This window comes from Halarcobacter anaerophilus (assembly GCF_006459125.1).
GTDB classification, from domain to species: Bacteria; Campylobacterota; Campylobacteria; order Campylobacterales; family Arcobacteraceae; genus Halarcobacter; species Halarcobacter anaerophilus.
On the sequence record NZ_CP041070.1, the window covers coordinates 1,843,001 to 1,857,818 of the forward strand.

Here is a 14,818-nt window from a genome sequence, read left to right on the forward strand (position 1 = left end):
TTATAAATTATTTTCCCATTTTTAAAATTTAAATGAGACTTGAATTATAAAAAATTGTCTGCTTTATGTATTGTAAATTAACGACATTTTTGTATATAAAATATACAATGATATCTTTTTATACAAATATATAATTAGGTATACTCTTAAAAAATTTGATTGGGAATTGCATTGATAGAGTTTGAGTCATTTACGCCGGAATATTTAGTAAGTAAATATATAAAATGTTATTGGATGATAAAAGGGAACAACAACTTATCAAGTTATAATAAAACAATTCTTCCACACAATGAAGTATGTATGACCTTTCTAATAGGCAAAGAAAGCATTGAAACCTCAAAAAACAAAAACAGTATAAACACAGGTATTTACGTCTCTCTTGCTTCATCAAAAAATTATTCAATAGATTTCAAAGATAAATTTCATTATGTTGATGTATCTTTTTACCCCGGTGTGTTTTATGAACTGTTTAAAATTCCCCTTGATAAATTAGAAAGCAAACTTTACAGTATTGACGAGCTTTGCATTAAAATGGATAAATCCATCTTAGAGACTTTATATGAGAAAAAAGATAACAATAAAGAGACTGTAAATATTTTAAACAATTATTTTTCTAAACTATTTTATAGATTGGATGAAAATCAATTTTTAAACAATATTAAAAATTTGTGTATAAACTCAAATTTGGAAGAGTTTTACAATAATAGCAGACTCTCAACAAGACAAATACAAAGAGAGACAAAAAAATTTACGGGAATGACTCCAAGAACTATACAAAGAATATCAAGGTTTTATAAGATTTTAGAACAATTGAAATACTCATCAAATCCAAATTTTGCCACCATTGCCCAAAACTTGGATTTTTATGATCAATCTCATTTAATAAAAGATTTTAAATCTTTTTCAGGATTAAATCTAAAAGATTTTATTCAAACAAATTCCAATTATTTGCAATTTCAAAGTAAAGAGTATTGCCATAATAATATAACTATATAATTAAGTTCTTTGTTCTGTTGCCAACTTTAATCCCAACAAAATAAGAATAACTCCGCTTGTTTTATTTATATATTTTAATACAATCGGTTTTGCTTTTATCCAAAAAGATAATAAACCTGATATAAACCCTATTGTTGATTTAATAAAAAAAGTTAGCAAAGCAAAAGTAATTCCCAAAATAAAAAGTTGTAATGTCTCATTTGAACTGTTTAATGTAACAAATTGCGGCAAATATGAAAAATAGAAAATCGTAATTTTAGGATTCATTATATTTGAAATAGCTCCTTGCATAAACATCTTTTTATAAGAGACTTTCGGCATATTTTTCATTGATAATTTGGGTTCTTTACTTGTAAGCAGTTGATAACCTATATAGATTAAATATGCAGCACCGATAAATTTGATTATATTAAATAACCATTCTGAAGCCATTAATAAACTACCCAAACCAAACGTAGCGAATAACGTATGTCCAAGCAATCCTACACTCACGCCTAAAGCTGTCATTATACCTGCTTTTTGACCTTGTGAAATTGACCTTGACATTACCAAAATCATATCTTGTCCGGGAGTTAAAATAATAACTATTGAAGTAAAAATAAATAATAGAGTTATAGCTTCCATATATTTGACCTTTTTTTATATGAAAATTATTATATTACCCAAAGACTTAAAAAAGATTATTTATTCAATTAGCTTTTTAGCTAACTTTTCCAAACCTTTTTTCTGCAAAATATGCAAATCGGAATTTTTTATCCATTTGTCTGCTTCTAAAAAGTAGTATTTTAAAATAATCTCATCTATCTTATCTTTTTGAGAAATTACTTTTTCCAAATACTCTTTTAACTCACTTTGGTCAAACTCTTCAAAACTTTGTAATTTAAAATGTAAAGCTTCTAAAAAAGAGTTGTCTATAAACTCTTTTGCTTTTTGTATAAACTTTGTTGCCTCTTTTTCATTTGCAGGTATATCATTCCATTTTCTGCCTGTTTTTAGCTGATCTATTGCTACAGGCAAAAAAACCGGAACCAAATCTAAAACTTGATTTAACTCACTAAAATCATTATCAACTAGACTTCTAAAAAGCATTCTTGTTCTGTTTCTTATTTTTACTCTTAAATTATCTTTAGAAATTACATCTTTATGAAGTAGTTGAAATCTTTTAAGTGCAGGAAGTTTTGAATGGTTAAAAGCCATAATAGAGACAAGAGGTTCATTATCTGCAATCTGTTCCGCCCGAGAGCCGTTTGGTCTACAAAAAGCCCAATAAAGTCTTGCTTCCATATCGGGATGATTTAAATATTTTTCATCTCCAAGAACTTCAAAATCCTCTTCATCTTTTAAAAGTTCAACCTCATCTTTATAGGTCAAATTGAATAACTCTTCCAAATCTTTCAAACCTCTTTATATTTTTCTTTTCGCTTATTACAAAAAGTGTTTTACAAACTAAAGCTTCGCTTATTTCAAACTCACCGTCTGTTAAAACCATCAATAAATTATCACTTTTGATACTGCTTGATTTTTTCAAAAATCTTAATACCTCGTCAAAATCAGTTCCCCCGTCACTTTTGGGAATAAAAAGTTCTTCTTGAACTAAAGGATTAAAAGAATCAAAACTTATTATGTGTTTATCTTTTACTTTTAAATCAAAAGGCAAAACCGTAACTTTGTATTCATAAAAGCTTTCACAAACGTCTTGAACTACTCCCAAAAACTTTTTATATTCATCCAAAGTTACACTTGAACTACTGTCAAGAGCAATATAAACTTCTATTAGTTCATCGCTTTTTTTACTTCCAGGAAGATAGAGTCCGCTGTGAATAAATCTTTTATTCGGTCTTGCATAGGTTGTTGTTTTTTCAAACAAAGAGGAGATTAAATACTCTTTTAACATATCTTGCAAGGATATTTCGGGTTTAATCAAAGTATCTATCTCTATTGCCATTCCTTCATATACTTTTGAACTTTTTTTGGCAATTGACAAAGCCTGAATTATAATACCGTCAAGTTTTTCTCTTTCTCCTTCATTTGTTTTTTCATCATTTACCTCATCCAAATCCATTTTAGATTCATCATAAATATGAGCTTTTAAATCTCCTTTTTCATTTGGAGTTGTTTTTATTTCTTGCTCTTTTTTCTTTTCAGAACTTGAATCTTCATTCTCTTCTTCTTTGTTCTCTTTATATAAAATCTCATAAACCTCTTCAACACATTTATCTTTTAAATCCAAATCCAAAACTTCATCTACAGGCATAGAACCCACATTTGAAAAAGTTGACATAATAAGATTTATAACCAAATCACAAGCTTGATTCCAGAGTTTTTTTTCTCTTGTTTTTTGTCTATAAGGATGTTTTAAAACTATATGAAGCAAAGTGTGGGCATAAAGGTAAGTTATCTCTTCACTTGAATATCTTTCAAGTTTTTTTAAATCAATAAAAATTTCATTACCGTTTGTTTGAAAAGCACTATTTTTATTCTCTTTGAAAATTGTAGGAATCGAAAGTGCTAATACGGAAAGAAAAGGGTGATTAAACAAAAAATTAATTCTAATTTTTTGAAAAACCTCATCATATGATGTACTCACCGTACTGCTCCATCCAAGTATCAAAGGCTTCTAATTCTGCTATATCTTCATCTTTTACGATTAAATCTTTTATAAGCATCACATTAAACTCAACAGGCAGATGTTTTACATATTCAAAAAGATTTACGGCTTCCTCTTTTTTAGAGTATTTTTCAATAATTGCAGCACACAAAGCATATAAAGCACTAGGCTCATCAGGTATTGTTTGACTTTGTCCTTCTAAAATTGCATCAATATTAGGAAGAGTTTTATAAACTTTTACAAAAGAGAGAAACTCAATTCCTGCTGCATATCCTACCGTTCCGTAAGTAATGGGATGTAAGATATTTATATCTTCATTTTTTTTGATTATTTGTGACAACATATTCCAAGCTCTTGGTGTACAAAAAGCAGGATTTGTTTCAGTAGATCCCGGAACTTCCGAACTTAACAAATCAGGTCTAAATCCTAAAAAACCTATTATAAAAGGGTGAATCTCATTTTTTATTGCCCAAACTTTAAAGTCATCATATTTTGCTTCAAGTACAATATGAACCATTCTGTTTATAAGAGGGCTAGGAAGTTTAAAAACAATCCCTTTATCATCTATTTTATTTCCTGCACAAATAATTCTCCAACCTTTTGGAAGTGAATACTCCCCTATTTTTCTATCAAGTACAAGTTGGTAAATTGCTGCTTGAACAGAAAGAGGTGCCGAATTTAATTCATCTAAAAATAAAATCCCTTTTGAATTTTCATCATCAGGTAAAAATACAGGCGGCATCCATTTTGTTTGTTCATTGCTTATTGTAGGAATCCCTCTTAAATCAACGGCATCAAGCTGAGAAAGCCTTACATCAATAAGTTCCAGATTGTTTTTCTTTGCTATATCATTTACAATATAAGATTTCCCTATTCCAGGGCTTCCATGAATAAAACATGGTATATCCGTTTCTATTAAAGTTTGTAATTGTTTATATAATTCTTGTGTTCCGATTGCAGGTGTAATCATTTTTTTTATTTCCTATGAAAGTTTTGCATTTTTAAGCATAGTATTTAGCTCTTCATTGAATTTTGATATCATATCAAGTATTTTTTCTTTTTCTTTTGCTTCTAATTTAAACTTAGAATCTATAGTTTCATATGTTTTGAGATTATTAGTAAATATATTCTGCATTAACTCTTGTTTGATTTTCTCTTCTAGAAAGCTCATTAATCTCCTTTTTTAAATATGCGGTCAAATCACTATCCATACTTATTAAATGTAAATCAAACCAGTCTCCTAGTTTCTCTTTGAAATATGCTTTTAACATCTTTTTCCCAAATAAAGAGTTTGAACTTTTTATAAAATATTCCATTTCAGCCAAAACTTTTTGATGTTCGTCTTTATGCTCTCTTTTTGCGGGATAGTTGTATTTATCCATCAAATCTTCTTCTATCTTAAAATGAACTTTACTATGTTCTAAAAGCGAGATTAACTTTTGTATGTAACTATTTATATCCAATGAATCTACACTGTTATAAATTTCTAAAAATTCTCTATGCAAATCATCTATCTCTTCATAGTTTAACAGATGTTTCTTTTCATCAAACAGTTTCATAATCTTCTCCTTCATAAACTGTTTTCATGCAATTTTTATTCCATTTTATATCTCTTAAAAATTTGTAATATAAATAAAATACCATTATAATCCCTTTTAAAATTATGAAAAAGGTAAGAGTTTTGAACTTTGATAAATTATATAAAGGCAGATTAATAAAAAGATATAAAAGATTTCTTGCAGATATTATATTGGAAAACGGTGAAGAGATAACCGCCCATGTTCCAAACAGCGGAGCTATGACAAGTTGTATAGAACCAAACTGCGAAGTATGGGTTACTTTTCACGATAATCCAAAAAGAAAACTAAAATATACTTTGGAACTTACTAAAATGAATGAAAATCTAATTTGTACAAATACAACTGTAGCAAATAAAATTGCAATTGAAGCAATAAAAAACGGAACAATAAAAGAACTTCAAAATTATACTTCTTTAAAACCTGAACAAAAATACGGTAAAAACAGCCGAATTGATATACTTTTGGAAAACGAAAATAAAAAATGTTATGTAGAGATAAAAAGCGTAACACTTAAAATCGATGAGATGCTCGCTTTCCCCGATGCCATTACAAGCAGAGGAACAAAACATTTAATAGAACTTTCGGATATGGTAAAAGAGGGACATAGAGCCGTAATGCTTTATGTTATACAAAGAACAGACCAGCTTCCTTTTAGATTGGCAGAGGAGATTGATAAAAAATATGCCCAAACTTTTAAGGAAGTAACAAAAAATGCAGTTGAAGTTTTAGTTTACCAATCAAATATTAATCTGGAAAAAATTGAAATAGAAAAAAGAGTAGACTTTCAATTATAAGTTTTACTTAACTTATTTTTTAAAATTATAATAAGTTTTATTAATATATAATTCCTTTAAAATCATAAAGGAAAGTTATATTATGAATAAATTTGACAAAATAAGAGCTTTTTGTAGACCTTTTAGAGTTGTTTTAGGAATTGTTTTAATAGCAATCGGTATTTTTACGGGAATCGCATGGTTCTATTTAGGAGTTATTCCTTTAATAGCAGGATTAACTGATTTTTGTCCTGTATGTATTATCAGTAAAAAATGTACTCCTAGGAATTTACAAAAAAGTTAATAAAGATATCTTCCACAGGCAGAATATTCTGCCTGTTTTAAATCTTTTTACAATCAAATAAAAGTGCTTAAAAAAACTGCAAATTTTGCGGCTGTCATAATAAGTGCCTGCGTATTTGCCGCATTGTCTATCTCTTCTTTTATTTTATCTAGTTTTTGTAAATCCTCGGAAGTTGTTATAACTCCTTGTTTAAATAAAGCAAGTCTTGCATTAAGCAGCGCTTCTCTTGCCTTTAGAATAGAAGGTTCCATCATCCATTTATCTGCCTCGTCAGCTTCTTCATATCTGTTATAAAGCTGCTGCAATACTTTATCCGCTTTTTCGACCAATATTAAATCTTGTTGTTCCGACATTTTTTCATCCTGCTTTATTTACACTCTTCTAGTTCAAAAATAGAGATATTTGAAACTCTTTTCCAATACTCATCTTCACTGAATTGTTTTTTGAAAACAAGTAATTTTTCACTAATTTTTGAGATATCAATTCCCTCTACGGTACTTACCAAATCAAAACCGCTTTGTGTAATAGAAAGAATATCCTCAAGGGAAACATCTTTGTAAGTACCGAGCAAAGAGTGAAGCTTTTCTCCCTCTTCTACGGCAATAAAGGTTAGTTTTAACGCATTTTCATGTTTTTCATCATAAGTTATAACTTCATTTGCTATATCTTGAAGCAGCAGTTTAGCTTTGCTATTTTCTTCTTTTACAATCAAGTTTTTATATGATGCTACATCTTTTTTTAATTTATCCCCGTAGAGTGGATTTTCATTTAGAAAAACAGAAAAATTGACAAGTTGAATTATCGCTTTTGCAACAATATCACGACTACATGAAAGATATTTTGCGCTTGCAAGATTTCCTAAAGATAGTGAATCATAGGTATTTCCTATCTTTTTATAAAGAGTCTTTATTTCGTCAAACTCTTCTTTTATCTTCTGATTTAACTGATTTTGTTCTCGTGAACTTAATTCTTGAATCAATCTCTCAAAAGTTACAGCCTCTTTTCCATATTTTTTTATGGCAGCAGAAGTTAAATCAAAAATTTCATCATTTGATTTTTTTTCAAGATAAACGGAGTCTTTAAACAAAGTCTCATAAGCACTTATTGCTTGTAAAGATTTTGCTTCAAAGGATTTTACTACCGTTAAAACTCCCTGCGCTTTCTCTTCACTACAACCTGTAAAGATAAAAATTACAATAACCGATAAAACAAATACTTTTTTCATTTCTTTGTTCTCCTTTTTTATTTGTAACATGAAAATATAATATTTAAATTTACCATAATTTTGTCACAAACGGTGTCACAAAAAGAGAAAACTTATCTATTTATCCATTTTTTTATCTCTAAAGAGAGTAATTCAGGCTCCTCCAAAGGCAGCATATGACTTGTACTATTCAAACTTTTTAAAATAATATGCTGATGTTTTTTTTGAATTTTTTCTATTGATTTATGATTTAAAAGCCTGTCTTTTTTGCTAAATAAAAAATTTATCGGTATATCCAAAGCCAAAAGTTCTTTATAAATATCTACTCTGTCAAAAGTTGAACTTAATTGCAATTTATACTCTTGAAGAGTAAAACTTTCAAACATCTCTTCTATTATGTTAAGAAGTTCTTCATTATCTTGATTTTTCTTTTCCAAAAGTGCTTTTAAATTTTTTGTAGAGAGTTTTTTAAACCGCAAGTTATCCATTTGTTTTAAAGTCAATTCTCTTCTTTTTACTTCAGCAGCACTTAAAGAGCTTGGAGTTCCCGCAACTAAAAATAGTCTTTTTATTTTTTGAGCTCTTTTTGAAGCATAAAAAGAGACTAAATAAGCTCCTAAAGAAAATCCTAAAAGATTTATCTTTTCTTCTTTAAAAAAAGTATCTAAAACTTCAACTGCTTCGTTAAAATCTTTTGTTAAAGGTATTGGAATATATACAAGCTCAAAATCCCTTTTTAAAAAGGGTATGATTTTACTCCACAGTTTTTCATTATTCATAAGTCCGGGAAGTAAATATATTTTTTCTTTCATCTACAATTTTCTTTTTAATAAAGTCTTTTTTAAAAGTGTTTTTATATTTTTTGCTCAAACCATTTTTTTATCTCAATACTTAACTCTTTTGGGAACTCCAAAGGGATATTATGACTTGTTCCTTCTCTTGAAACAAGTTGAATATTCTCTTTTTTATTAAGAATCTTATTTATTGAAATATGGTTTAACAATCTGTCATTCAAGCTGTAGTAAAATCTAACGGGAAAATTTAGTTTAATAAATTCTTCAAACATCTCGACTCTTTTTAAAGTTGAAGCTAACTGGGGAATATAAACCTCATTACCTAAGTCATTGAACATTGAAGCTACTATTTGGATTAACTCTTCATCCTCTTTTATCTCCAAAAGATCTTTTGCTTTTTCTAAACTAAGAGTAGGAAAATTGTTCTCTTTTGCTTCTTGAAGTTTTTTTTCTCTTTTTTTTACATTCTCTTTTACTGTTGCGCTGGGAGTTGCACTAACTAAAAAAAGTCTTTTTACTCTTTTTGGATTTTTAATTGCATAATAAGATGAGATATAACCGCCTAAAGAGAAGCCTAAAAGATTTACTTTTTCATCTTTTATCTCTTTGTCTAATACTTTAACAATCTCATCAAAATTTTCACTTAAAGGTATAGGAAAATGGATAAGCTCGTATTGTTTTTCCAAAAAAGGAAGCAATCTGCTCCACAATCTTTCATCTGTCATAAGTCCGGGAATTAAATATATCTTTTCTTTCATTAAACGCTTATATTTCCTTCCAAATATTGAACAGCTTTTCCTGAGATTAAAACTCTGTCTTCTTTTAACTCGCAAAATAGAACTCCTGTTCTTTTTGAAGCTTGAAGTGCGACTAAAATATTTTTATTAAGTTTATTTGCCCAAAAAGGAGTAAGTCCTGCATGTATTGAACCTGTTACGGGATCTTCTTTCCCTCCGCTTGCAGGCCAAAAATATCTTGAAACAAAATCATACTCTCTATTTTTTGAAGCAGAGGTAACCACAACATCATAAGGAGCTAATTTTTTTAAAAGTTCACTTTTATATTCAATATTTAAAACATCTTCTTCTTTTTCATAAACTGCAAAATATGCCTGTACGTTTTTATAAATCTCTTTTGGTTTTATTGATAAACCTTCTAACAATTCATTTGGAAACTCTTGCACTTTTACAGGTTCTCTTTTGGGAAAATTCATTTGAATCAGACCGTCATCTTTTTTATATACTTCAAAATTTCCAACTGCTTTGGCATAAAATTTTATTGAAGTTAAAGCCTCATTTTCTTTAAAAAGAATAAAAGCACTAGCCAATGTTGCATGTCCGCAAAAATCAATCTCACATAAAGGAGAAAACCATCTTATATTAAAAATATCATTTTTTTCTTTTACTAAAAAAGCTGTTTCGGATAGATTGTTTTCAGCTGCTATATCTTGCATAAGTTTTTCATCCAACCAACGCTCAAGAACAATCACAGCAGCTTGATTACCTTTAAATAATTTATCTGCAAAAGCATCTACTATGCTCATTTTTAATTTCATCATACCTTCTTTTTAGTAACTTTAACTATTTTTATACTTTAATAGGCTTTGGAAGAGTATATTTATCCAAACAAGCAATCAGTTTATGAAAATACTCTTCGTTTTTTTCATCTTCGGCAGGTTCATCTAAAAGAACATAACAAAGAGCAGGAATAACTTCTCCTTCAGCTTCTATTAACAAAGCCTCGCTTGTATAAGAGCTTAAATCTTGATAAAGTTTTTTTATTTCATCATGAGTTAAAGAGTAAACCATACCGTAAGTTTTGGAATCTTCATCTCTTAAAAGAGTTGCACTATTTCCAATTCTAATTCTATACCCTTTTACAAAAGCTTCTCTTCTATTTTTTGGGACTATTCCTTTATTCTTTAAAATTTCTTCGTCCATATAAAGACCATAAAAGAATACATCATTGAGTCTATTTCTTGAATTATCCATTATTAATCCTTTTATTAAGCTATTAATTTTTTTAAGAAAGTTCTTTTTTAAAATTATTACACATTATATCATAAAATAATTTTTTTATAAGTATATAATTTATTCTTTTTCCAAAACCTACTTTAGTTCCTTGGATATTTCATTTATCAAAACAGGTCTTGAAAAATCTACTTGTTTATCCAAAGCAAGAGGAATCAGCCACCTTAGATTTGGAATAATATTATTTGGAAGTTTATCTTTCTCTAAAATAAAAACCTCTTCTTTTTCAACACTTTTTGCATCAAAGGCAAAATTGGAAAAAGCACAATATATATCCATTTCATAAAAATTAGGTCGATTAATTTTTGCAAAACAGTGCCAATCTTGCTTTTCTGTCAAAACTCCGGTTTCTTCTTTAAACTCTCTAACCATAGCATCGCTAGAGCTTTCTTGATCCTCTATTTTTCCACCTACACCGTTTAACAAACCTCTTTGCCATTTTGGATTTATTTTTTTTATCAGTACTACATATTTCAAATCTTCCGAAAACAAAAAGCCCAACACATATTTTTTCATAATAACTTCTTTGAATAAGGTCTGTTAAAAATATGTTTTCTAACAAGTCTTCCGTAAAAAACTTCAAACAATATAGACAAAATAATAAAATTAAAGAAAATAATAATTGCTTGCTTATCTGAAAAAAAAGTATGTATTAATAAAGTACATAAAGCTATAAAACTAATAATACAAGAAGTTAAAATAATAATTTTATTTGCATTTAACTCTTTATGTAATTTTAAAGCAGCTATATTTACAATAAAAAAGATAAGTAGAAAACTGGCACTTCCAATTATTGCAATCTGGCTTAAATCAATACTATTTGCCATAACTAAGCTTGCAAGTGCAGTAATTATCACACTTTGAGTTGGTATATTATTTTTTTCTTTATCAAAAAAAGAGGGAAGTTCTCCGTCTATTGCTAAAATATATCCTAATCTTCCGTTTCCGTAAATAGTTGCGTTTATAGCTGAAAAGGTTGCCAGTAAAGCCGCAATTGCAACAATAGTAAAACCTGTTTGTCCCAAAGCCGGTTTTGCGGCTATGGCAAGAGCATAATCTTTTGCCTGCAACAGTTGATTTTCATTAACTGCTCCTATTGCCGTAACTGCAATTAATAAATAAAGAGCAATAACCAGTAAAACCGAACTATAAAATGCCTTCGGCAGATTTTTTTTAGGTATTTTTATATCTTCAGCAGAGTTTGCTATAAGTTCAAACCCTTCATATGCAACAAAAATAATCATACCTGCAACTAAAATGGAGAAGTTACTGTCCCATCTAGATACGGATAATCTTTGCATATCTAAAAAGGGAACGCTAGCTACTATAATTAAAATCAACAATAAAACTTTTATTACTACAATTATAGTTTCGGATTTACTTACTAAATAGGCACTTATAAGATTTATCAATAAAGGCAGACATACAGCTAAACTTATGAAAAAATGATTAAAAAAACTATTTGAATTGCTCAAAAAAAGTGCTTGAGCATAAGAAGAAAAAGCAACTGCATACAAAGAAATCGTTACCAAATAACTAAGCCAAAGCATAAAATTAACGCTGCCTGATAGAAGATTATGCCCAAAAGCATTATCAATAAAACTTACTGTTCCGCCTTTGGTCTGAAATTTTACGGAAAGTTTTGCATAAGAATAAGAAGTAAGTAAAGCAACAATACCTGCTAAAAAAAAAGCAACAACAGTTGCTCCGTGGGCTAAAGATACAGCTTCTCCTAAAACAGCAAAAATTCCACCGCCTACCATTCCTCCCACACCTATAGAAACGGCGCCAAATAACCCTATTGTTCTATTATTTTTGTTCTGCAATAAAATACCTTTTAGTATATATTAAAAAATTAATATACCAAAATATAAACTAATTTTACTTTAGAGAACTTCTTTTATAAACTAATCTTTTAAACCTCTGTTTTTTAATTGAGAATCTATCTCTTCTTTAACCATTTTTATGATTCTTTTTTTTAACTCTTTTTTTGCACTAAAACAGAGTTCTCCTTTTGAGATACCGTAAAGAAGAAATCCCAAATTTATATAAGAGTTAGGGAAAAATCCCATTTTATTTAAATATTTTTTTAATATAAGTTCTACTCTTTTTTCTATTGCTTGATATATTTTATCTAACTCTTTTTGAGATATTTTTATTTTATCAAAAGGGATTGTATCGATTTCATAAGTAATACTTTTAGAAGTGTCTGCTTGGGGAACATCTATTAAAGGAATAATTTGAATATATTCATTATCTATTAAGCAGCCTTGAGAGGCAAACCATTCAATGTTCTCTTTTACCAAAGAGTTGTTTTTCCCCATTTTAAAATGTTTTTTTAGAAAACTTTGTGCATTTTTTCTTCCTAATTGAAAATCATGTTGTCTAAACTTTTCATATAAGAATCCGCCAAAAGCTCCTAATGAACTTGAAGCCAAAGCTTTATCTCCGTAAATATCATCTTTGCTTGGAGCTATTAATGATCTACTGAATATATCTTTATTCATAGCCAAACTTAATTCATTTGGTTTAAATCTTGCCTGCTCTTTTAAAGAAGTAAATAAATCAAAAACTCTTTTTAACAAATAGTTATCTGAATTTTTGCTTTTATTTTTTTCAACTTTTGCATAAGAATCTTTTATCTGACTAAAAGGATCAACCATTATCAAAGATTTTTTTACTTTCTCCTTATCACTGCTATCAAATAGATCATCTCCGGCTAAAATTCTTCTAGCTAATTCCAGAGGTTCATTATTTGCGACTCCTCCGTCAATAGTATCAAAGTCATACTCTTCATCTTTTAGATTATAAAAAGTCGGATTTATCAGATTAAAACATCTGCCGTTATTAGAACAATTTGATTTTTCGGAACTTGGAGTCCACCATTTCCAAGATTTATAAGCCTCTTTACTTTTTGTCAATGTCCGTGATTGTAAAAAAAGAGGAAAAGCTCCCGTAGCCAAAGTAGATTTTTTTAATAACTCTGTGGAAAAATCACTGTTTAAAGATATCTTATTTCGATTATTTATAATTTCACCTAATTTAAAATTCATCATATCAGAATGATTTGTTATTCTGTAAAATTGTTCTATTTTATCTTTAGAATCATCAAAAAACAGGTCTAAATCTATACCGTTTAGATTAAAAACACTTAATAATAACTCTAATTCATCACAAATATACTCTTTTTTCTGAAATTTTTTAAATCTCTCTATAACATCATCTGCAATGCTATCAAGTCTTTGGCAGTTTAAAATAGAGTTTAACTCATTTATATCATCTAAGTGTTCAATGTCCTCATTATCCAAAAAATAACTTATATCTATACCGTATTTTTTACTTACCCATGATTTATAAAATACATTATTTTGAATATCTGAATCTTTTACGTCAAGATAATTAAACCTTTTCATAGGTTTATATGAAGCATCCATTAAAGTGGATAAAAGCATTGTACCACACATTCCACCTGCCGAAGCACCTGAAATAACCCTTATTTGTACTTTGTGTAATTGCGGTTTATCGGGAAAATCCTCTTTAAACTTTTTTCTGACTTTTTCATAATTTTCCAAAGCTTCAAGGAAAAAATCCAATACCCCAGCCGTATAAGCTCCTGCCGAAACAGCACCTGCTAGAACCAAACCTATTTCAAAAGTATTACTTTTATCTTCAGACATAGCTTTTCCTTTTCTAACTTTATTAAATATATTATTATATATTATGTAAATTAAGTCAAGAATAAGAGTATGATTTATAAAAAATTTTAAAATATATGATTCATAAAAAGAACGTCAAAAGGCAGATAAGAAAATGTTTTTGTATCCCCTTCTTTAAAACCTAAATTTAAATACCAATTTTTAAGTCTAGTATTTTTTGCAATTATTCCTATACTTAACCTTTTGATATCTTTTCTCTTGGCATAATCAAAAATAAACCAAACAAGCTCTTTTCCTATATTATGATGTCTAAATTCCGGAAGTGCTCTTTTTATACTCATTGATTATCCTTTTAAACTATAGTTTCAACTGCCAAAATCCTACAGAGAGCCATTTGTCAAATTTAAAACCTACATCAGGCAGTAATCCGACTTTTTCAAATCCCAATTTTTCATGAAGTGCTATGCTTGCCTCATTTGGCACTGTTATTAGACTTAAAGCATTTTTTATTCCCAAACTTTTTAATTGACTAAGAAGTTCCTTAAACAGAGCCTTTCCTATGCCTTTTCCGGTATATTTGGGATTTAAATAAATAGAAGGTTCAACAGTAAATCTATAAGCACTTCTTTCATGCCAAAAATGTGCATAAGCATATCCTAAAATCTCTTCTTCTTTGTAAGCTACAATCCAAGGAAGTTTACTATTTTTTATTTTTTTAAATCTTTCAATCATATCTTGGGCAGTTATCAACTCCTCTTCAAAAGTGATAACACTATTTTCTATATAATAATTATAAATTTTTTCAATTTGTTCAAAATCTTGAACATTTGCTTCACGAATAAGCATATTTTTTCCTGTTTTATATTCTTTAAA

20 protein-coding genes are annotated in these 14,818 nt (G+C 28.6%); 3 read left to right on the forward strand and 17 right to left on the reverse strand.

Features of this window, described 5'->3' with window-relative positions:
• The first annotated feature begins 171 nt into the window (after positions 1-171).
• Positions 172-996, forward strand: a complete 825-nt coding sequence (locus tag AANAER_RS09090; protein WP_129080962.1) for a helix-turn-helix domain-containing protein — start codon at positions 172-174, stop codon at positions 994-996.
• Here AANAER_RS09090 and AANAER_RS09095 read toward each other — a convergent pair whose 3' ends face one another.
• From AANAER_RS09095 to AANAER_RS09120, 6 genes are read right to left on the reverse strand one after another with little or no spacing between them, the layout of a single operon-like run.
• Positions 997-1,620, reverse strand: a complete 624-nt coding sequence (locus AANAER_RS09095) for a LysE family translocator (RefSeq protein WP_129080963.1) — start codon at positions 1,618-1,620, stop codon at positions 997-999. It lies immediately after the preceding gene.
• 60 nt (positions 1,621-1,680) lie between these two features.
• The gene (locus AANAER_RS09100) at positions 1,681-2,385 is read right to left on the reverse strand and encodes a hypothetical protein (protein WP_129080964.1); all 705 of its coding nucleotides are present in this window, start codon (positions 2,383-2,385) and stop codon (positions 1,681-1,683) included.
• Entirely contained in the window at positions 2,357-3,583 is a 1,227-nt protein-coding gene (locus AANAER_RS09105) for a vWA domain-containing protein (protein ID WP_164969306.1), read from the reverse strand. Before AANAER_RS09105 ends, AANAER_RS09100 begins: the two co-directional genes overlap by 29 nt.
• The gene (locus AANAER_RS09110) at positions 3,567-4,574 is read right to left on the reverse strand and encodes an ATP-binding protein (protein WP_129080966.1); all 1,008 of its coding nucleotides are present in this window, start codon (positions 4,572-4,574) and stop codon (positions 3,567-3,569) included. The genes AANAER_RS09105 and AANAER_RS09110 overlap by 17 nt, the downstream gene beginning before the upstream one ends.
• A 12-nt stretch (positions 4,575-4,586) precedes the next feature.
• Entirely contained in the window at positions 4,587-4,775 is a 189-nt protein-coding gene (locus tag AANAER_RS09115; protein WP_044418354.1) for a hypothetical protein, read from the reverse strand.
• The gene (locus tag AANAER_RS09120; protein ID WP_170218437.1) at positions 4,720-5,163 is read right to left on the reverse strand and encodes a bacteriohemerythrin; all 444 of its coding nucleotides are present in this window, start codon (positions 5,161-5,163) and stop codon (positions 4,720-4,722) included. The genes AANAER_RS09115 and AANAER_RS09120 overlap by 56 nt, the downstream gene beginning before the upstream one ends.
• Positions 5,164-5,285: 122 nt before the next feature.
• Here AANAER_RS09120 and sfsA point away from each other — a divergent pair, with 122 nt between their 5' ends.
• Entirely contained in the window at positions 5,286-5,978 is a 693-nt protein-coding gene (sfsA, locus tag AANAER_RS09125) for a DNA/RNA nuclease SfsA (protein ID WP_129080968.1), read from the forward strand.
• 82 nt (positions 5,979-6,060) lie between these two features.
• Positions 6,061-6,261: a YgaP family membrane protein gene (locus AANAER_RS09130; RefSeq protein ID WP_044418349.1), complete on the forward strand. Its 201-nt coding sequence runs from the start codon at positions 6,061-6,063 to the stop codon at positions 6,259-6,261.
• Between the two features lie 53 nt (positions 6,262-6,314).
• On the opposite strand, the gene AANAER_RS09135 is transcribed toward AANAER_RS09130, so the two are convergent.
• The 11 genes from AANAER_RS09135 to AANAER_RS09185 all read right to left on the reverse strand — a co-directional run bounded on the left by AANAER_RS09135 (position 6,315) and on the right by AANAER_RS09185 (position 14,791).
• Positions 6,315-6,614 carry a hypothetical protein gene (locus AANAER_RS09135; protein ID WP_044418348.1) on the reverse strand — a complete coding sequence of 100 codons (300 nt, stop codon included), beginning with the start codon at positions 6,612-6,614 and terminating at the stop codon, positions 6,315-6,317.
• Positions 6,615-6,628: 14 nt separating this feature from the next.
• Positions 6,629-7,486: a hypothetical protein gene (locus AANAER_RS09140; protein ID WP_044418346.1), complete on the reverse strand. Its 858-nt coding sequence runs from the start codon at positions 7,484-7,486 to the stop codon at positions 6,629-6,631.
• A 92-nt stretch (positions 7,487-7,578) separates the two neighbouring features.
• A complete protein-coding gene (locus tag AANAER_RS09145; protein ID WP_129080969.1) occupies positions 7,579-8,277 on the reverse strand; it encodes an alpha/beta fold hydrolase in 699 nt (232 codons plus the stop codon).
• Between the two features lie 41 nt (positions 8,278-8,318).
• Positions 8,319-9,017 carry an alpha/beta fold hydrolase gene (locus AANAER_RS09150; RefSeq protein WP_129080970.1) on the reverse strand — a complete coding sequence of 233 codons (699 nt, stop codon included), beginning with the start codon at positions 9,015-9,017 and terminating at the stop codon, positions 8,319-8,321.
• Positions 9,017-9,817, reverse strand: a complete 801-nt coding sequence (locus tag AANAER_RS09155; RefSeq protein WP_228711108.1) for a PhzF family phenazine biosynthesis protein — start codon at positions 9,815-9,817, stop codon at positions 9,017-9,019. Before AANAER_RS09155 ends, AANAER_RS09150 begins: the two co-directional genes overlap by 1 nt.
• Before the next feature lie 28 nt (positions 9,818-9,845).
• A complete protein-coding gene (locus AANAER_RS09160; protein WP_129080972.1) occupies positions 9,846-10,250 on the reverse strand; it encodes a gamma-glutamylcyclotransferase family protein in 405 nt (134 codons plus the stop codon).
• A gap of 117 nt (positions 10,251-10,367) precedes the next feature.
• The gene (locus AANAER_RS09165; RefSeq protein WP_129080973.1) at positions 10,368-10,805 is read right to left on the reverse strand and encodes an NUDIX hydrolase; all 438 of its coding nucleotides are present in this window, start codon (positions 10,803-10,805) and stop codon (positions 10,368-10,370) included.
• A complete protein-coding gene (locus AANAER_RS09170; protein WP_228711109.1) occupies positions 10,802-12,115 on the reverse strand; it encodes an APC family permease in 1,314 nt (437 codons plus the stop codon). The genes AANAER_RS09165 and AANAER_RS09170 overlap by 4 nt, the downstream gene beginning before the upstream one ends.
• 81 nt (positions 12,116-12,196) lie before the next feature.
• The gene (locus AANAER_RS09175) at positions 12,197-13,966 is read right to left on the reverse strand and encodes a patatin-like phospholipase family protein (RefSeq protein ID WP_129080975.1); all 1,770 of its coding nucleotides are present in this window, start codon (positions 13,964-13,966) and stop codon (positions 12,197-12,199) included.
• A gap of 86 nt (positions 13,967-14,052) precedes the next feature.
• Positions 14,053-14,286, reverse strand: a complete 234-nt coding sequence (locus tag AANAER_RS09180) for a GNAT family N-acetyltransferase (RefSeq protein ID WP_129080976.1) — start codon at positions 14,284-14,286, stop codon at positions 14,053-14,055.
• 16 nt (positions 14,287-14,302) lie between these two features.
• Positions 14,303-14,791, reverse strand: a complete 489-nt coding sequence (locus tag AANAER_RS09185) for a GNAT family N-acetyltransferase (RefSeq protein WP_129080977.1) — start codon at positions 14,789-14,791, stop codon at positions 14,303-14,305.
• Positions 14,792-14,818: the final 27 nt, after the last annotated feature.